A 17715-nucleotide genomic window follows, 5' to 3' on the forward strand; every position below is an offset into this window, starting at 1 on the left:
CCTCTGCCGGTCGACGCATTCCGCGCGATGCCAGCGAGGTTGAGCTTGGCGCGGGGGAATGACCTCGCGCTAGCAGGCGACGGAGAAAACCGCGTGAATCGACTTAGCTTGAATACGAAACTGTGGCTGGCCTTATTGATCACGTGGCTCGGCCTGCTGCTTCTAGGCGGTTGGGCGGCGTGGCAATCGCGCAGCACCATGTTGTCGGATCGCAAGGCGGCGGTGCAGAACGTCGTCGAATCCGCGTACGGCATCGTGGCCGATTACGCCAGGCTGGCCGACCAGCACGAACTCACGCTGGATCAGGCGAAACAGCAGGCCATGGCGCGCCTGTCGGTGATGCGCTATCCGGGCAACGGCTACATGATCATCACGACGGCGACGCCGGTCGTCATCATGCATCCGACGCTCGCGGATCTGCGCAACAAGGACGTGACCCATTACGCGGATACCGACGGCAAGCTGCTGTTCGTCGACATGGTCAAAGTCGCTCAGGCTCAGGGGCAAGGTTTCGTCGACTATATGGCGCGGTTGCCGGGCAAAACGGAGCACGTGCCGAAGATCAGCTTCGTCAAACGCTTCGAGCCGTGGGACTGGTATCTGATTTCAGGCGTCTACGTGGACGACATCAACACGGCGTTTCGCAACGCGCTGCTGGGTTATCTGCTCACCATTCTCGTGACCGGCAGCTTCAGCACGATCGCGCTGGTGCTGATCATTCGCAATGTGAAGCGCAGTCTTGGCGGTGAACCGGCCTACGCGGCGCAGGTGGCGGAAACCATCGCCGACGGCGATCTGTCGCGCACGGTTTCGATCGGCAAGGAAGATCAGCAAAGCATGCTGTTCGCGATGCAGCGCATGCAACATCGTCTCGCCGATACGATCCGGCGTATTCGCGGCGGCACCGAAACGATTACGGTCGCGGCCGAGGAAATCGCCGCGGGCAATCTCGACCTGTCGGCGCGTACGGAACAGCAGGCGTCTTCGTTGGGCGAAACCGCGGCCAGCATGGAGCAACTCACCGCGACCGTGAAGCAGAACGCCGACAACGCCGTGCAGGCCAACCAGATGGCGCGCAACGCGTCGAAGCTGGCCGGCGACGGCGGTCATGTCGTGCAGGAGGTCGTCGCGAACATGCAGAACATCGCGACGAGTTCGGCGCGTGTGGTCGACATCATCGCGGTGATCGAAAGCATCGCGTTTCAGACCAATATTCTCGCGTTGAATGCGGCCGTCGAGGCGGCGCGCGCGGGCGAAGAAGGGCGCGGTTTCGCGGTGGTGGCGGGCGAAGTGCGCAATCTCGCGCGCCGCAGTTCCGACGCGGCGAAAGAGATCAAGAGCCTGATCGAGGACTCGGTGGAACGCGTCAACGACGGCAAGGCGCTCGTCGAGAAAGCGGGCGGCACGATGCATTCGCTGGTCGATGCCGTGAAGCGCGTGACCGATATCATCAGCGAGATTTCGGCGGCGTCCGAAGAGCAGAGCCGCGGCATCGAGCAGGTCAACGTTGCGATTGCGCAGATGGACGAGACGACCCAGCAGAATGCCGCGATGGTCGAGCAGGCCGCAGCCGCCGCGCAGTCGATGCAGGAACAGGCGCAGATGCTGCGCGATGTGGTCAACGTGTTCCGCCTGGAAGGCGCGACGGCGTGAAGCCCAAGCGGGTAGTTGCGGGTAGTCGCCGACAGGGGCTTGCCGGCAACTAGCTGCAACTGCCGATCGCTACGGCGCCACGAAATCGTTCTGATCCGCGAGCTTGAGGCTCTGGGCAAACATCGACGAATCGCCGCCGAGCGCCGCGCTCGCGCGGGCCGAAGCGCTCAGTAATAGCTTGCAGGAGGCACGCATCGACTCCACGGCGCCGATCCGTTCCCGCGGTCCCGACACGGTCAGCGCGCCGACCAGCTCTCCTCCCAACGCAAGCACCGGCACCGAAATCGACGCGGTGTCCGGATCGCGCTCGCCGTACGACACCGCCCACATCCGATCCCGCACGTCGTCGAAACCCTTCTTGTAGGGCTTGGAAAACGCAAGCAGCACTTTGCCCGACGCGCCGCGATCGATCGGAAAGCGCTCGCCTTCGCGAATCGATACACGTACCGCACGCGCCGGTTCGACACGATGCAGCACGATCCGGTGGCTGCCCTGACGCACATAAAACGACGACGTTTCGCCCGAATCGATTGCGAGTTGCTGAAGCAGCGGCTCGACGACGTGGCGGACATGAAACGACTCCTGATAGATCTGCGCGAGCCGTAACGGTTCGGGGCCAATCGAATAGCGCCCATCTTCGAGCTTGCGCACGAAGCCGCCATGATCGAGCGCGCCGAGCAGGCGCAACAACGTGCTCTTGTAGTAGCCGGTGCGGCGCGCCAGGTCCGCGAGCGATACGCCTTTCTCGCCCGACTCGAACGCGCCGAGTATCGCGAACGCGCGATCGAGCGCCGCGACGCCGCCACCTTTTTCTGAGTCTTCGTTTTGCATGGGAGAAGATCGTTCTGTAGAGCGGACCATGCTAGAAGGCGGGACGGGCGGCGTCAAGGCGGTGAGACGTGGTTCTAATTTTACCCGGATGTAATTGACTGTCTATATTTATCCGGGTATAAATCACGCATTGCTCATTTCCGAGGTCAATGTGGCGACAAATTCACGCTTGAGTTTCGATCTGAACGCCGGCGCAACGGCGCCGGTTGTCGACGAAGTCGATCTCATCGACTTGCCCGTTATAGGAACGCTGCCGCTGGAACTCAACGGCGTGCTGGTGCGCAACGGCCCCAATCCGCTGAGCGGGCGCTTTGCGGGGAACGACGTGTTGTCGTGGTGGCCGGAAGCCGCGATGCTGCATGCCATTTCGTTTCAGCAGGGGCGTGCCGTGCGCTATTGCAATCGCTGGGCACGCACCAGGCGTTGGGCGCAGGCGCAGGATTTCGCGGACGTGTCGCCGATGCTCGACACGAATCCGAACGTTAACGTGCTCGTTCATGCCGGCGAAATCCTGGCGCTCGCGGAAGGCGGCGCGCCGCTGGCCATCACGGCGGGCCTTGATACGCTCGGCGCGGCCCGCTGTCATCCGGGCCTCGTGCAAGGCATGACCGCGCATCCCAAGGTCGATCCACGAACCGGCGAACTGATGACGTTTCGCGCCGGTTGGGAAAAACCGTGGCTGCGCTACGGCGTGAGCGATGCGCACGGCAACACGACAGTCGAGATGGAAATCGAATTGCCGTCCCGGTCTCCTTCGATGATGCACGACATGGCGATCACCGCGACGCGGAGCATCCTGTTCGACCTCAACGTCGCGTACGACTTTTCGATGCTGTCGCGCGGTTATCGCATGCCTTTGCGCTGGCATGACGATCGGCAGGCGCGGATCGGTGCGATGCCGCGTCATGGTGGCGCGATGCGCTGGTTCGACGTGACGTCGTGCATGATCCTGCACGTGGTGAATGCTTACGATGTGGGCGCAACCACTGTCGTTCTGGATGTTGTCCGGTACTCCGAGTTCCTGCGGTTATCGACTAGCGGAGCGGGTTTTCTAGACAACCCGCTCGGCGTGCTGTGGCGTTACGTGATCGATCTCGATCGCGGTACGGTGCTCGAAACGCCGCTCGACGATACGGGCATCGAACTGCCCCGCATCAACGAAACGCGGACCGGTCAGCCCTATCGGTTTCTATACGCGGTCGAGCAACCGACCAATACGGAAATGCGTGGCGTCGTGTGTTATGACCTGGAACGTGGCTCGCAGCAACGCTACGCAGTGCCGGAAGGGGATCAGAACAGCGAGCCCGTATTCGTGCCGCGTCCCGGAGCGACGAGTGAAGATGACGGCTGGCTGCTTGTATGTGTCTACCGGCAGGCGAGCAATACGACCGACGTGGTGATTCTCGATGGCCGGCAAATAGACGGCGATCCGATCGCGACCGTGCGACTGCCGAGGCGAATTCCCGCGGGGTTTCACGGAGCATGGCTGCCGGGGAACGGTTAGGCCGGTTGTCAGGCCGTGGGGTTTGAGAAATCGCTTGATTTGGAAATATTCATTTCCTATACTGCCGCCATGACGACTCACACTCATGCACCGAGAGCCCCCCGTAGTCCTGGCCGTCCTCGTGAATTCGATATGGACATGGCGCTAGACGGCGCCATCAGGATCTTCCGCGAACGGGGATTCCACGCGACGTCGCTCGGCGAGCTGGGCGCCGCGATGAACCTGACGGCGGGCAGTATCTACAAGGCGTTTGCCGATAAGCGCGCGGTGTTTCTTGCCGCATTCGAGCGCTACACTGAGATTCGTCAGGCGAGCTTGCAACGTTCGATCAATGCGGCGGGGTCCGGCCGTGACAAGGTGCTCGCGGTCCTACATTTCTATGCCGAGTCGGCTCACGGAGTCGAAGGCGAGCGCGGGTGTCTGGTCGTGGGCAGTGCCACCGACCTTGCGACCTTCGATAGTGAGGTGGCCGGTCGTATCACCGCCGCCTTGCAGCGTACGGAAAAGCTGTTGGCGGATCTGATCCGGTCAGGTCACAAAGACGGCTCGATTCCTTCGGCCGTTGAGGTTGCATCCACCGCGCGCTTGCTGCTGAGTGTGACGCAAGGATTCAGAATCGTGGGCAAAGCGGGGCGAACCCGCGCGCAAATGATGGCCGCCGCCGATCAGGCGATGCGCCTGTTGAGTTAGTACAAGCTGACTGCCTCCTTCAGATGCCGGGCGGTTTTTTTTTGCTATTTAGGAAGTGAATATTTCCTAACTATTTTTCTTCATCAAGCACTGATCGGAAAGCTTTCCGCACAGCGAAAATCAGGGAGTTCCCATGTCGACAACGGATTCATTTGCGGCTTTACCGGTCAGCCCAAAACTCGTCAATGCGGCGCCGCCGTCGAGACCGGTTGCCGGCTTAGCCGGATTCGAGCATCGGTACGAGACGGTCAATGGCGTCCGGCTTCATTATGTGCGAGGTGGCAAGCCGAACGGCGATGTCGTCGTGCTGCTGGCAGGCTTTCCCGAGAGCTGGTTCGCGTGGCGCAAAGTGATGTCGCTGCTCGCGCCGGTCTCCCAGATCGTTGCACTGGATCTTCCTGGGCAGGGCGATTCCGATCGACCGACAGACGGCTATGACACGCAGACACTGGCCCAGCAGGTTCATCGTTTTCTTCAGCAACTCGGCATTAGCCAGTACTCGCTCGCCGCTCACGATGTGGGCGCATGGGTCGCTTATCCGTATGCGGCGCTATTCGGCAGTGAAATTCATAGGCTCGCGTTGCTGGATGCGGGCATTCCGGGCATCACCTTGCCCGCTGCACTCCCCACCGCACCGGACCGCGCGTGGCGTACCTGGCATTTTTCGTTTCACACGATTCCTGATTTGCCTGAGACGCTGATTGCGGGTCGCGAGCGGGAATATCTGGACTGGTTTCTGCGTCGAAAGACCGCGAATCCGGATGCGTTTTCCGACGCGGACCTCGACGAGTATCTGCGTATTTTCGTAAAAGACGGCGGCCTGCGGGCGGGGCTGGCTTACTATCGCACCGCATCGCTCTCCGCGCGGCAGAACGGCGAGTTGAGCGCAAACGGCAAGCTGCCGACGCCTTTGTTAGCGCTCGGTTCCGATCAAGGATCTATTGCCGACATGGCGACGCCGTTGCGCGAGTTTTTCGTCGACGTTCAGGGTTGCACGATTAGCCACTGCGGCCACTTTCTTCCCGAAGAGCAACCGCAAATCGTTGCCGACGAGCTTGCCGCGTTTTTCGGACTGGACGCCTTATGCAAGAATAGGGACTCTTCAAATGGAATGGATTGAAGCTATGACCGCAAGTGGCCGCACCCGAGTCAATGTCCGACGCCTTACCCCGACTGAATGGCCGCGCGCGTTTCCCATCATTGTCCAGTTGCGCGCACTGGATGAGGCGGAGTTCCTGCAACGGGCACGCCGCCAGGCGCACACCGGTTATGAACTCGTCGGCGCATTTGAAGGGGACGTGCTGATCGGCGTCATGGGCATGCGGCCGGTTCATACGCTCGCACGCGGTGCTCACTTGCATATCGACGACCTGGTCGTCGACGCCAGCGTACGAGGCAGCGGCGCCGGCCGCGCGTTGATGGACTATGCCGAAGCCGATGCACAGGCACGCGAAATGACGGCCGTGTTTCTCGACGCGCATCCGGATGCGGTTCCGTTCTATGAGCGGCAGAACTTTGCGCTGCATCTCGCACCGTCGATGAGAAAGCTTATTTCGCGGTAGTTGCCGCCCTGATCTCGTCTAACGCCATTGCCAAACAAATAAAATGAAATTGACGTTCGAACAGAAGTCGACGCTGCCACTCAGCGCACTCGACGTGTGGCGCCGCGTGACGACACCGGCAGGCATCAACGACGAATTGTTCCCCTGGTTGCGCATGACCACGCCGTTCGCATTGCGTGGCAAGACGATCGAGCAGTTACCGCGCGGTCAGTACCTTGGCCGAAGCTGGTTGCTCGCGTTCGGTTGGCTCCCGGTGGACTTCGACGACCTGACGCTAGCCGAAGTGGACGTCGAACCGGACTACCGGTTCAAGGAAACGTCGCGCATGCTGGGTATCCGCACATGGGTACATGAACGGACTGTTCGCGACGCAAGCGGAGGGTGCGAGGTGCATGACCGCTTGACCTTCGAATTGCGTTGGCCCGGCGCAAAAATACCGATGTGGCGGCGCGGCATGCTCGGCGTGCTCAAGTTTCTGTTCCGGCATCGCCATGCGCGGCTCGTTCGTTGGGCTACGAAATAAGGCGTTTCGTCTCCTCTCCAAGACGTTCTAACCACGACCTCTCACATGCAAAACGCTCGCGCGTTCTTTGACGAACTCAATAAGCACTATCTGCAACTGCTGCGCACGGAAGGCGAACTCTACTGGGCCACTCACACCGGTCAGAGCGACGAGCACGAGGCACTGGGCGCGGCCTCGCTGAGCCGCAAGATGTTCTCTGCCGACGCGGAGCGTCTCGCCCACTGTCGCGAGTATCTGGCGATGCTGGACACCGCTGAATCCTCGCCTGAACGCGATGCACTCGTCAGCGGTTTGCGTGGGTGGGTTGCCCTATTCGAGGTCAATGCGATCGGCACTGATCGCGCCGCTGCGTTGCTGACCGGGTTGGTCGAACGGGACGTCGATCTATACGCGCGACGCCAGGCGTACACCATGAACCATATCGGAGCCAAAGGCCGTCGCGAGAACGCTTCGCCTGCGGCGCTCAGGAGCAATCTGGCCTCCAACCCGGACGAGTCCGCGCGTCAAAGTTCTCACGAAGCGCTGCACGGACTCGAGCGCTGGGTGGTGGAGAGCGGCTTCGTCGAGATTGTCGGCAAGCGCAACGAATTGGCGCGAGAGCTGGGCTACCGCAATTTCTTCGAGTATCGCTTGCAGACCAACAGCGGTATGACGCCCGAGCAGTTGTTCGAGATCTTCGACGGCTTCGAAGCCAGTACTCGCGACGCGCATCAACAATCGTTGCATCGTCTGGTGTCGGAGCACGGCGAGCAGGCATTGCTTCCGCGTAATCTGACGTACCTGATGCAGGGCGGCGCGTCACAGCGGCATGAGGCCTACTTTCCATTTGGAAAAGCACTGGAGCGTTGGGCCGAATCGTTTCGCCGTATGGGCGTGTCGTATCGTGGCGCGCGGCTCGAAATCGATCTGCTGGACCGGCAAGGCAAATTCCCGACCGGCTTTTGCATTGCCCCCACACCCGGCTATCACGACGACACCGACGGCTGGACGCCGGCCGATGTTCGCTTCACGTCGACGGCGCGGCCGCAACAGGCGGGCGCCGGTTTGCAGGGGCTCAACGTGCTGTTCCACGAGGCCGGTCATGCCGCGCATTACGCCAACGTCACGCGGAATTCGCCGTGTTTTTCGCAGGAATTCGCACCGAGCTCGCCGGCTTTGCTCGAAGCACAGGCCAAGTTCTTCGACGCATTGCCCGCCGATCCCTGCTGGATGAGACGCTACGCCATGGACGCGGCAGGCAAGCCGATGCCGGAAGAAGCGATTCGCGCACGCGTCGACACTCGCCAGGCTTTTCTGGCCTATATGGAACGGCGCGATCTGGTTCCAACCTATTTCGAATGGGCGCTGTACAACATGGACGACGCGCAGCGCACGCCGGACTCGGTGCTCGAACTTGCCCGTTCGGTGACGAAGCGCATTCTCGGCGTTGCGGGGCATACCAACTACGTGCTGGCCACGCCTCATCCGATCTATCACGACATCGCCGTTTATTACCACGGCTATCTGCTGGCAAAGATGGCCGCGGCGCAAACGCGCGCTTATCTGATCCGCTCGCTGGGCTATATCGTCGACAACCCGGCAGTCGGGCCGCTGCTTGCTGAACATTATTGGGCGCCCGGCAATAGCGCGACGCTCGATCAGACGCTATTCGCGTTGACGGGGGAGACGTTGAATTCAAGCTATCTCGCCGCGGACTGCAATCGTTCCGCCGACGACGCGTGGCAATTAGCGCAAGAAGTTTTCAAGCGAAGCGAGCAGGTCGCGCCGTCCTCGCAGCAAGGCGATCTCGATGCGTCGATCTCGATCGTTCACGGCGCGCAGCGGATAGCGAGCAATGACGAATCGCTATCCGCGCTGTATGCGGAGTTTGAAGGGTGGGCCGCGCGGTTGGGGAGCGCGGCTTAGTTTTGACAAGGCTTTCGACTCTCGAAAGCCTTGTCGCGAAGAGTAATACGTTGTGGCGGCAAGCGGGTCAGCGTAGCCGCGACCGTGGCACGTCGACCTCTCCGCTGACAACCACGCACTACCAGCGCCCGATCATTTGGCATTGATATACCAAAGCGCATCAGTCGACGGAGCGGGCTTGGCCTTCGCCGCCGGCACAGACGACGGCGCGCTCGGCGGTTCCGTCGCTGCTTGCAGCGGCACCGCCTGCGCCGTGTTCGCCTGCGGCTGCGGCTTGCTCGTCGTCGGACTGCCGACATACCAGAGCGCGTCCGTCGATGCCGCACGGGCCGTTTTCTGATCGCGGCTAGTCGGCGTAGAAAGCGGGCTTGACGCCGAGGTTGGCGCTGCAGTCGGCACCGCATCGCGGCTCGCAACACTGGCCTTCGACTGCGCCGCGCCAGGCGTACGCGACGCGCGCGCCTCGAACGTTCCGCTCTGGAAAATCAGCGTCTGCTCCGGGCGCGCGATCACGGCATACGGGAATTGCAGATCCCAGCGCAGCAGCACGCGCCCGTTCGGCGTCTCCGCGAAAATGGACGGAATGTGCTTCATATCGACGAACTGGACGAACACCTTCGAGCCATCGTCGAATACCTGCATGGGCTTTGCCTGATCCGCGCCGGTGACGGTCCAGCCGAAGTTGTACGCCGCCGAGGCCGCAATCGTGGAACTCGCGCCGGTTACGCCGGTTGCGCCATTCGCGGCGGTAGCCGTGCCGGCCGGCGCGGCGGCGCGGGGACGGCCGCTCTGCACGGGCGTGATTTCGAGGCTCGTGAACGGGCTGTAAGTCTGCGGCGGCGTAAAGGAAGGCGGGAGAATAGGCATGGATGAATCCGGCGAAGCGGAGATGGATTGAACCGCATCATAGACCTTGCGCGCATAGCTCAGGCGCTTATCGGGCGACGCCGCGTTGTAGGCCCCGACGGCGTTCCAGTTCGGCCCGAACTGGCGAATGTTCTCCGACAGAATCCACGCGCCCACATAAGCGTTGGTGCAAGGATCGAACAGGCTTTGTTCGCTAATGCCCTCGCGCGCCAGCACCGGCAGCCATGAACTGTTGATTTGCATCAGTCCGATATCGGTCGTGCCATTGCTGTTGGTATTGATGCGATTCGGCTGCATGCCCGACTCGACCTGCGCAATACCGCGCATCAAACTCACGTTGACGTGTTGAAACGCCGCGGCGTCGTCGATGCAATCGGCTAGCGCTGTGCCATGCATAAAGCATAGTGTGGAGATGAATGCAGCGGTCTGGAGCAGCGCGTTGACGTTCGGGTAGTGCTTCTGGAGCTGCATGATGAATTGGAATTGATTTTGCAGGCCGCTCGTAGTCGAACGCGGCGTTGGCCAGGAGGCGTCATCTTACCTTTTGCGACCGGCGCGGCTTGCTCGCAGTGTGCCGAACGCCGTGAAGATACGCTCGATGTACGGGTTCTTATGTGTAAGCGGCCCGCCGTTGCGCTCGTAATGCGTGAGCATTGTCGCATTCGCCTCGAAGACGAACACGCGGCCATCGGGCAGCAAGGTGAAATCGACGCCGCCGTAATCGAGATCGAGTCGTTGACCGATGGCCGCGACGGCGTCCCATGCACGGTCCCCGAGCGCGGCGCGCGCGTCGTCGAGAAAGCGGCGTTCTTCGTCGAGTTTCCACGCGTGCCGTTCCATATCGGCCGAGAAGTAATGGACCATCCAGTCCAGCGAAATCGCGAGGTGATAAGGAAACGGCTGACGGTCGACGAAAATTGCCCGGTATTTGCGGTAGTGACCATCCGCCGACTGATAGTCGGTGAAGCCGGCCAGATAGTGCGGACCGGTCAGCGCGTCGGGGCGAGCTTCGAGCGCGGCGAGCGAGTCGCAGCGCAGCACGCCTTCGCCGCCATGTGTTGCGGTCGGACGCACCAGTAACGGAAACGACAGCGTGCCTTCGGTGAGGCGTTGTTCGAGTTCGTCGCGCGACGCGGGTGGTGTGTCGTGTCGCACGCAGGGCGCGACGGCGATATCGTCGAGACCGGCCAGCAATGCGCCGAGCTGGTGACGAAACGTATTCGCGACGCTCGAAGGCGGATTGAGCAGCGGACGCTCGCAGTGTCTGGCGAAGCGTTCAAGTCGCGCTGCAAGCGGTGCCGCGATGTCGGCGTCGCCGATCGCATTGAAAACGAGATCGTACGGTGGAAGCTGCGCGTCTTCTTCTTCTTCTTCGCGCGCGTGGTCGATCGCGTATTTGATCCGGCAACACACGGTGGTGGGAAACAGCGCGTCGAACGGGATATTGCCGATGCCGCTGCCCACGCAAAGTATCAACACGTTCAGCGCCGGCGACCCCACGCGTTCGACGTACACGCGCTGCAACGCATACGCGCGCTCGCGGCATGCGTCCGCTTCGGCGAGTTCACCGGCGTTCGTGTGGATCGCGGCGAGGTTCAGATACGCGATCGCGACGTTCGGATCCAGCGCCAGCACAAGCCGATACCAATGCGCGGCGCGCTCGTCGTCACCTTTCATCATGTAACCCGTCGCGACGTCGCAGAGCGTCGCGGTCGTCGCGTCCGGCTGGTTGGCCGCGTAGGCGTCGAGCGTTTGAGCCGCGATCAGATGCGCGAGCGCGCCGAGTTCATCGCCCTCCGCACGCAACGCGTCGGCCATCGTGCGATGCAAGGCCGCATCGTGCGGCGTGGCGGCAAGGGCGCTGACGAGCGTCGTTCGCGGGGCGTGGTGGGCGTTGCGTGTGATGTGATCCGGGGCCGTGGGCATGCCGTGTGTTCCTTTCACGCGTTATCGCGCGTTCGCTGAATCCGTCGCTCTTCGCATGGACTGCGCGACGATCGCGTGAGTGTAGCGGGAACGGTCGAGGCGGCGCAGACGTTTAGCCATGCGCGGCTATAGCCGCGCGATCGGCTTGTCAGGAACCTTACGTTCGCGCTGGCGGAAGCAGGAAGTAGAAAGCGGCCGCCCGCGAGCGCCTCTTTTACGACGTGACAAGCGCCGGTTCAGCGTCTGCATCGCACCGCACGAAACGATGTTCCAGGCGAACGCGCAACACGTCTTGAAGGGTCAGCAGGTGCTCGCGCAATACCCTGGCCTGTTGCTCGCTGATGTCGTCGAGCGTGATCTTCTGTTCGAGGATTTTGCCGCGCTTGACGACCGCCCAATGATTGACGGGCGCGTGCTTGCTCTTGAGATGCGCGGCGGCCTGAGCGACGACGTCGAGATTGACGTCGGAGACGAGATGGAGCGTGTGGGTCAGTCGAAAACCGGGCAGACAGTGCGACCAGTTGTCTTCCGTTTTCAATGCGGGTGACGAGGAGAGATCCCGTTTCATAGCGACTCCGGATGAAGATTAAATTCGAACCGGTGCAAGCTATGCCGCTCCCGCTTCGTTGCCGACTATCGGCCGCATCGCCTTGAGGCAACCACCTTGCCCGGGTAGGCAGGTTGGCGTTTGTACCGTTTGGTACTAACTCTGGATGCAGGGATAAGTCTAGCAGATTGCCGGGTGACTGTGAAAGGGACCGCACCGTATGCGTTAACGCACTCGCTTGTCGCGTTGCACTTTGCCGAAATGGACTGCCATGTAGGTTCCAATCGCAAGGGCGCCCACGAGGCCCGCTAACGCGTCCACGCCGATCTCCGCCATGTTCGTATGGCGAGCCGCGATCAACACGCCGACGGCGAGGTTGGCGAAGCCCCAAACGACATTGACGATAGGCGAAGAATCGCCGACACCTCTAGGCTTGGCAAACGGCGTAGGAAACGGAAAGCCTTGTAATCCGGAAGCCAGGTGGGGAATGCAATTGCACAAAAGCGCCCCGGCGAGAAACGACCAAACCTGCTGCATGTGATCACCTTGAACGTGGTGGGGAGAAATCGGGTTGAGCCATTGATCGATATTTTGCGAGGGAATCCTCGCAAAATATAGTAGAGGACACCCTCGCCTATGTCAAACGACAAGCCCGTGCAAAAATGCAGACTGATAGAAATAGCCTAATTTCAATGGAGATTCCCGCAACCCACATCATGCTAATATGCGAGGAATTCCTATCAAATCCTCGCATGTCGGTCCCTCAGCATGATCTCGCCTAAGCCTGCCCCAGACGCCGCCCGCGCTTCGGAACCCAAACGGGAAAGGGGGCGTCTGCGCGTAGCCGCGATCCTGGAAGCCGGGGTCGCCGTGTTCACCGAAAAAGGTTACGACGCCGCTACGATGACCGAGATCGCGGCGCGCTCCGGGACCGCGATCGGCTCGCTTTATCGATTCTTCCCCTCCAAGGAATCGCTCGCCGACGCGCTACTGTTGCGTTACGCGCTTCACGTCCAGGATGGACTGGCCGACATGGCCCGCCAGGTTCCCGACATGACGCTCGAGGGCGTGGCCGACGCGTTTGTTGACTTCATGCTGGTGCTTCAGTCGCAACGCAGTTTTGCGGTGGCTCTCGTGGATGCGCGTGGCGGCAGCGCCGACGAACGTACGCGGTTTCGCGTCGCGATGCGTGGCGGGATCGCGGATATCCTGAGCGAGGCGATACCCGGTCTGAGTGCCGCCAAGGCGAAAGTCATGGCGGTCGTGCTGCTCCACATGCTCAAGAGCGTGGTGATTACGGCCAACGAAGAACCGGCCATGCGGGCCCTGCTACTCGCTGAAATTCGCGACCTCGTGCGTACGTATCTCGGGTCTGCTGCGGGGAAAAAAAACGAATAGCGCGGGGCGTCCTGCCGGTTTCTATCAAGCGCCGGTTTCTATCAGGCACTACGCCGCGCCGTTTTTTTCGCCGGCCGGGTTTTTATGTCACGGGACGTGTCGCGCGCCACGGTGTCGATGCATCGCGCGAGATGGCCGGTGGCGATCTCAATCTCTTCGTCACTGAAGCCGCCCAGGCCCAGGATCAAACCCATGGGCCCGTTGCCGCCCGCATACATGGGGGACACCGCCCGCACGGCAACGCCGCTTTCAGCGGCTAGCGACGCGACCCGTTTGTCGTCGACGCCGCCACCCAGCCACAGCACCATATGCATTCCCTGATCGGACGGCTGTAGCCACGCAACGTCGCTGGGCAACACGCGTTCGATCGTCTCGATGATTCGCGCGCGGCGGTCTGCATACACACCACGAATGCGCCGGATATGACGGTCCAGATGACCCTCCGCGATAAATGCCGCGAGCACATGCTGATCGGCATTCGGCGGATGGCGATCCATCAGCACGCGTGCGCCGTAGAACGCCTCGACCAGGTTCTTCGGCACCACGGCGTAACCCAGCCGCAACGACGGAAACAGGATCTTGCTAAACGTGCCGAGGTAAATCACCCGATTCGGGTCGAGCCCCTGGAGCGACGGAAACGGATGTCCCGCGTAACGCAACTCGCTGTCGTAATCGTCCTCGACGATCCACGCATGATTCGCGCGGGCCCAGGCCAGTAAAGCGCTGCGCCTGGCCATGCTCATCGGCATGCCGAGCGGGTACTGATGCGACGACGTGACGAATGCCGCGCGCGCGTGCGGGTCGAGTTCGATACCGGCATCGACGTTCATCCCTTCGGCGTCGACCGGCACGCGGATCATGCGCTCAGGACGGCCGGTGCTTTCAAGAATCGCGGTGATGCCCCGGTACGCGGGGTCTTCCACCCACGCCGAGTCGTCGGTATCCAGCAGCACCTGGCAAGACAGATAAAGGCCTTGTTGCGTGCCGCTCGTGATGATCACCTCGTCGGCCTCGCAGCGGACCGAGCGCGATTTCCTCACGTAATCGGCGATGGCTTCGCGAAGCACGCGCGCGCCTTGCGGATCGCCGTAACCTGCGGGAGCGCCAGGCCCGCGAGCCCGCAGACGGTTGCCGAGCCGGCGCCAGATATCGTCCGGCGCGGCGGGGCCGACCGGCACTGAAACCGCGAAGGGCGCTGCCGGCACGACCGAAAATTGACGCGCCACCTGAGTGAACAGGCGGGCACGTTCCGTGAGCGGCGCGGGCTCGACGAAGGAAACGCGCTCGCTTGCATTAGCAGCAGGCGCCAGCGCTTGCGCGACGCGCGTGCCGGCTCTCGGTTGCGATGTCAGAAAGCCCTCGGCGATCAACTGATCGAACGCCTCGATCACGGTGCCGCGCGCGACGTGCAGCGACGTGGCGAGCGCCCGCGTGGACGGCAGCAGTTCGCCGGGCTTGAGGTCGCCCCGATTGACGGTATGGCGCAGCGCCTGCGCGAGCTGGCGGCCGAGTTGCCCGGCGCTCCGATCCAGCGTGCCGATCGACGGAAGCTCGACGGTTTTAGGCTTTCTGGCCATTGGCATTCTTTCTGGTTCAGGGAAATTGCTTGAAACTGGCTCTACCAAACAATCCAGCTTACCGCGAAAATTTCCTGAACAACGCAAAACCTTTCGCCCCGAACGGAGCCTTCATGTACATCCCCAGTCAATTCAACGAACCGCGCGCCGAGGTGCTGAATGCACTGATCGCGGAGCACCCGTTTGGCACACTGTTTTCGCACGGCAAGAGCGGCATGGACGCAAATCACCTGCCATTCGAACTGAACGCCAATGAAAAAACGCACGGCGTCCTCAAAGCGCACGTGGCCCGTGCCAATCCACTCTGGCAGGAGTTAAGCAATGGCGACGACGTACTCGTGGTGTTTCGCGCGGGCGATGCCTATATTTCCCCATCGTGGTATCCGAGCAAGCACGAGTTTCACAAGCAGGTACCGACGTGGAATTACCGCGTGGTGCACGCGCACGGCCGCATCACGATCCACGACGATGAGCGCTACGTGCGCGGACTGGTCGCGCGCCTGACGCGCGTTCATGAGGCGTCGCAGCCGAGCCCGTGGCAAATGACGGATAGCGCGAGCGACTATATCGATGCGATGCTGAAGGCGATTGTCGGCATCGAGATCGAGATTACGCAACTGGTCGGCAAGATCAAGCTGGGCCAGAATAAAGACGCACGGGATATCCACGGTGCGGGCGCGGCGCTTAGTGAGCAGGGCGAGCATGCGATCGGCGATGCCATGCTGGCCTATGCCGCGAGAAAAGCGGAGTAAGAGGGTGGCGGCTTTCGGCGGGATGTTGATTTGGTTTCGACGTCAGTAGAAACTATCGGCTGGTGAAACACGCGGACATCAAGGCCAGGTTCCCCAGGTCTTTATCGACCGCTCAAAGGATAATCAATGCCTTTCGAATTGAGTCAAAGCCTGTTCGAAATAGAAGGCCATCGCGCCATTGAACTGGTTCCGGCCGACCTACCCGCCGTTCAAACGTTTCTGGAGAGCAACCCCGGGTATTTTTTATCGGCGGAAGGTTGTCCGCCGGTCGCGACGCAAGCCGAGGAAGAGTTGGCGAGCGAACTGCCGGAAGGATGGGCATTCAGTCGCAAGCACGCGATTGGTTTCATCGACTCGAACCACGCGTTGCGTGCGTTCGCCACGATCGTTTCGGATCTGTTTGCCGACGGCGTATGGCATATCGGCTTGTTCATCCTGGCTACCGACGGGCACGGCCGGGGAGAAGCACGCCTCTTGTACCAGGGACTTGAAGCCTGGCTGAAAGCGTCCGGCGCGAAGTGGTTGCGTCTCGGCGTGATAGCCGGCAACGCGCGGGCCGAACGTTTCTGGGAGCGGAACGGTTTCGTTGAAAGCCGCCGGCGGCACGGTGTTGCAATGAGGCATGCCACGCATACCATACGGGTCATGATCAAACCGCTGGGTAAGGCTGGCTTGAGCGAATACAGAACGCTCGTGAGCCGCGATTGTCCCGACGCGCCGTAGTGATCCGTCAACGCAGGCACAACGCCTCTGTCATCAAAGTTCGACTAGCATGAAGCCGTCGCCGCGCCGTCCTTGCAATTCAACTTTCGTCGTGGCTTGACGTCCGCTCGCAGCGTAACGAAGACCAAAGGAACGCCTTATGTCCCGCTTCGCAAGCCACCTTCGCGCCACGATTTCCGCTTTCGCTTTCGTCACGCTCGCAACCCTCGCCATGCTCGGCGCCGACAACGCGCAAAGCTGCACCCGAGTGCTCTATACCGGCGACGAAGGCCTCGTGATCACGGGCCGGTCGATGGACTGGTCCGAAGACATGCGCTCCAACTTGTGGGTTTTTCCTGCCGGCATTGAGCGCGACGGCGCGGCCGGCCCGCGCTCGCCGCACTGGACGTCGAAATACGGCAGCGTGGTGGTGTCTGGGTACGAGATCGGCAGCGTCGACGGAATGAACGAACGCGGGCTCGTGGCGAATGCGCTGTATCTGTCCGAGACCGATTACGGCAAGCCGGACGCGAAACGCGCGCCCTTATCGATCAGTCTCTGGGCGCAATACGCGCTCGACAATTTCGCCACCGTCGCGCAGGCGCTGGACGTGCTGAGCCGCGAGCCGTTTCAGATCATTGCGCCGCCGTTGCCGAACGGCAAACCGCTGACGATCCATCTTTCGTTATCCGACGCGCAGGGCGATTCGGCGATCCTTGAATACCTCGACGGCAAACTGGTGATTCATCACGGCAAGGCGTTCAAGATCATGACGAATTCGCCGATCTACAGCGAACAGCTCGCGCTCGATACCTACTGGAAAGGCGTGGGCGGTCTGACGTTTCTGCCGGGCACAAATCGCGCGGCCGACCGTTTCGTGCGGGCGTCGTTTCTACTCGACGCAATTCCGAAACAACTCGATCCGAACTACATTGCCGGCGTGCCGAACCGGTCGTATGCGTATCAGGCCGTGGCCGGCGTGATGAGTGTGATGCGATCCGTCAGCGTGCCGCTAGGCATTTCGACGCCGGACCAGCCGAACCTGTCGTCGACGATCTGGCGCACCGTGTCCGACCAGAAGAACCTCGTCTACTACTTCGATTCGTCGACGCGGCCGGACACGTTCTGGGTGTCGCTGCACAATCTGAATCTGAAACCGGGCGCGCCCGTGATGAAGCTGACTATCGACGCCGGGCAGGTTTTCTCCGGTGAAGTTTCGGGATCGTTCGTCGCGACGCCGTCGTTCAGATTCATGTCGGCGCCGGCGCCGTGAAACCA

At 61.5% G+C, this 17715-nt stretch carries 17 protein-coding genes and 1 riboswitch; of the genes, 11 read left to right on the forward strand and 6 right to left on the reverse strand.

The window, feature by feature from the left end; translation table 11 throughout:
* Window positions 1-93: 93 nt before the first annotated feature.
* Entirely contained in the window at window positions 94-1653 is a 1560-nt protein-coding gene (locus FA94_RS23115) for a methyl-accepting chemotaxis protein (protein WP_035555592.1), read from the forward strand.
* Window positions 1654-1722: 69 nt separating this feature from the next.
* Here the strand turns inward: FA94_RS23115 and FA94_RS23120 are convergent, their stop codons facing one another.
* Window positions 1723-2484, reverse strand: a complete 762-nt coding sequence (locus FA94_RS23120; RefSeq protein WP_035555595.1) for an IclR family transcriptional regulator — start codon at window positions 2482-2484, stop codon at window positions 1723-1725.
* Between the two features lie 151 nt (window positions 2485-2635).
* On the opposite strand from FA94_RS23120, the gene FA94_RS23125 reads away from it, so the two are divergent.
* The 6 genes from FA94_RS23125 to FA94_RS23150 all read left to right on the forward strand — a co-directional run bounded on the left by FA94_RS23125 (window position 2636) and on the right by FA94_RS23150 (window position 8668).
* Window positions 2636-3988, forward strand: coding sequence for a carotenoid oxygenase family protein (locus tag FA94_RS23125; protein ID WP_231585010.1), 1353 nt, complete (start codon window positions 2636-2638; stop codon window positions 3986-3988).
* Window positions 3989-4120: 132 nt separating this feature from the next.
* Window positions 4121-4678: a TetR/AcrR family transcriptional regulator gene (locus tag FA94_RS23130; protein ID WP_035555598.1), complete on the forward strand. Its 558-nt coding sequence runs from the start codon at window positions 4121-4123 to the stop codon at window positions 4676-4678.
* A gap of 133 nt (window positions 4679-4811) precedes the next feature.
* Window positions 4812-5798 carry an alpha/beta fold hydrolase gene (locus FA94_RS23135; protein ID WP_051980673.1) on the forward strand — a complete coding sequence of 329 codons (987 nt, stop codon included), beginning with the start codon at window positions 4812-4814 and terminating at the stop codon, window positions 5796-5798.
* A gap of 4 nt (window positions 5799-5802) precedes the next feature.
* Window positions 5803-6240: a GNAT family N-acetyltransferase gene (locus FA94_RS23140; RefSeq protein ID WP_035555601.1), complete on the forward strand. Its 438-nt coding sequence runs from the start codon at window positions 5803-5805 to the stop codon at window positions 6238-6240.
* Between the two features lie 43 nt (window positions 6241-6283).
* Entirely contained in the window at window positions 6284-6763 is a 480-nt protein-coding gene (locus FA94_RS23145; protein ID WP_051980674.1) for an Rv1443c family protein, read from the forward strand.
* Between the two features lie 45 nt (window positions 6764-6808).
* Complete coding sequence (locus FA94_RS23150; protein ID WP_035555605.1) at window positions 6809-8668, forward strand: M3 family metallopeptidase; 1860 nt, start codon at window positions 6809-6811, stop codon at window positions 8666-8668.
* Between the two features lie 132 nt (window positions 8669-8800).
* Here the strand turns inward: FA94_RS23150 and FA94_RS23155 are convergent, their stop codons facing one another.
* The 4 genes from FA94_RS23155 to FA94_RS23170 all read right to left on the reverse strand — a co-directional run bounded on the left by FA94_RS23155 (window position 8801) and on the right by FA94_RS23170 (window position 12545).
* The gene (locus tag FA94_RS23155) at window positions 8801-9931 is read right to left on the reverse strand and encodes a lytic transglycosylase domain-containing protein (protein ID WP_231585131.1); all 1131 of its coding nucleotides are present in this window, start codon (window positions 9929-9931) and stop codon (window positions 8801-8803) included.
* Window positions 9932-10072: 141 nt separating this feature from the next.
* The gene (locus tag FA94_RS23160; protein ID WP_051980675.1) at window positions 10073-11461 is read right to left on the reverse strand and encodes an ATP-grasp domain-containing protein; all 1389 of its coding nucleotides are present in this window, start codon (window positions 11459-11461) and stop codon (window positions 10073-10075) included.
* 214 nt (window positions 11462-11675) lie between these two features.
* Window positions 11676-12029: a hypothetical protein gene (locus FA94_RS23165; RefSeq protein WP_051980676.1), complete on the reverse strand. Its 354-nt coding sequence runs from the start codon at window positions 12027-12029 to the stop codon at window positions 11676-11678.
* 44 nt (window positions 12030-12073) lie between these two features.
* Window positions 12074-12183: riboswitch (SAM-I-IV-variant riboswitch) on the reverse strand.
* Between the two features lie 50 nt (window positions 12184-12233).
* Entirely contained in the window at window positions 12234-12545 is a 312-nt protein-coding gene (locus tag FA94_RS23170; protein WP_035555611.1) for a hypothetical protein, read from the reverse strand.
* Between the two features lie 231 nt (window positions 12546-12776).
* On the opposite strand from FA94_RS23170, the gene FA94_RS23175 reads away from it, so the two are divergent.
* A complete protein-coding gene (locus tag FA94_RS23175; protein WP_035555614.1) occupies window positions 12777-13406 on the forward strand; it encodes a TetR/AcrR family transcriptional regulator in 630 nt (209 codons plus the stop codon).
* A 41-nt stretch (window positions 13407-13447) separates the two neighbouring features.
* Here FA94_RS23175 and pdxR read toward each other — a convergent pair whose 3' ends face one another.
* Window positions 13448-14983 carry a MocR-like pyridoxine biosynthesis transcription factor PdxR gene (gene pdxR, locus FA94_RS23180; protein ID WP_035555616.1) on the reverse strand — a complete coding sequence of 512 codons (1536 nt, stop codon included), beginning with the start codon at window positions 14981-14983 and terminating at the stop codon, window positions 13448-13450.
* Between the two features lie 113 nt (window positions 14984-15096).
* On the opposite strand from pdxR, the gene FA94_RS23185 reads away from it, so the two are divergent.
* From FA94_RS23185 to FA94_RS23195, 3 genes are all read left to right on the forward strand, one after another.
* Window positions 15097-15735, forward strand: a complete 639-nt coding sequence (locus FA94_RS23185; protein WP_035555618.1) for an FMN-binding negative transcriptional regulator — start codon at window positions 15097-15099, stop codon at window positions 15733-15735.
* A gap of 138 nt (window positions 15736-15873) precedes the next feature.
* A complete protein-coding gene (locus tag FA94_RS23190) occupies window positions 15874-16458 on the forward strand; it encodes a GNAT family N-acetyltransferase (protein WP_231585011.1) in 585 nt (194 codons plus the stop codon).
* A gap of 139 nt (window positions 16459-16597) precedes the next feature.
* Window positions 16598-17710 carry a linear amide C-N hydrolase gene (locus FA94_RS23195; RefSeq protein ID WP_081936057.1) on the forward strand — a complete coding sequence of 371 codons (1113 nt, stop codon included), beginning with the start codon at window positions 16598-16600 and terminating at the stop codon, window positions 17708-17710.
* The last annotated feature ends 5 nt before the right edge of the window (window positions 17711-17715 follow it).

It is taken from the genome of Burkholderia sp. 9120 (assembly GCF_000745015.1).
GTDB lineage: Bacteria > Pseudomonadota > Gammaproteobacteria > Burkholderiales > Burkholderiaceae > Paraburkholderia.

Bases quoted from the DNA above. Each gene is read 5' to 3' on its own strand.
- FA94_RS23120 (WP_035555595.1), bottom strand. From the start codon at position 2,484: ATGCAAAACGAAGACTCAGAAAAAGGTGGCGGCGTCGCGGCGCTCGAT.
- FA94_RS23130 (WP_035555598.1), top strand. From the start codon at position 4,121: ATGGACATGGCGCTAGACGGCGCCATCAGGATCTTCCGCGAACGGGGA.
- FA94_RS23135 (WP_051980673.1), top strand. From the start codon at position 4,812: ATGTCGACAACGGATTCATTTGCGGCTTTACCGGTCAGCCCAAAACTC.
- FA94_RS23140 (WP_035555601.1), top strand. From the start codon at position 5,803: ATGACCGCAAGTGGCCGCACCCGAGTCAATGTCCGACGCCTTACCCCG.
- FA94_RS23145 (WP_051980674.1), top strand. From the start codon at position 6,284: ATGAAATTGACGTTCGAACAGAAGTCGACGCTGCCACTCAGCGCACTC.
- FA94_RS23150 (WP_035555605.1), top strand. From the start codon at position 6,809: ATGCAAAACGCTCGCGCGTTCTTTGACGAACTCAATAAGCACTATCTG.
- FA94_RS23155 (WP_231585131.1), bottom strand. From the start codon at position 9,931: ATGCATGGCACAGCGCTAGCCGATTGCATCGACGACGCCGCGGCGTTT.
- FA94_RS23160 (WP_051980675.1), bottom strand. From the start codon at position 11,461: ATGCCCACGGCCCCGGATCACATCACACGCAACGCCCACCACGCCCCG.
- FA94_RS23165 (WP_051980676.1), bottom strand. From the start codon at position 12,029: ATGAAACGGGATCTCTCCTCGTCACCCGCATTGAAAACGGAAGACAAC.
- FA94_RS23170 (WP_035555611.1), bottom strand. From the start codon at position 12,545: ATGCAGCAGGTTTGGTCGTTTCTCGCCGGGGCGCTTTTGTGCAATTGC.
- FA94_RS23175 (WP_035555614.1), top strand. From the start codon at position 12,777: ATGATCTCGCCTAAGCCTGCCCCAGACGCCGCCCGCGCTTCGGAACCC.
- pdxR (WP_035555616.1), bottom strand. From the start codon at position 14,983: ATGGCCAGAAAGCCTAAAACCGTCGAGCTTCCGTCGATCGGCACGCTG.
- FA94_RS23185 (WP_035555618.1), top strand. From the start codon at position 15,097: ATGTACATCCCCAGTCAATTCAACGAACCGCGCGCCGAGGTGCTGAAT.
- FA94_RS23195 (WP_081936057.1), top strand. From the start codon at position 16,598: ATGTCCCGCTTCGCAAGCCACCTTCGCGCCACGATTTCCGCTTTCGCT.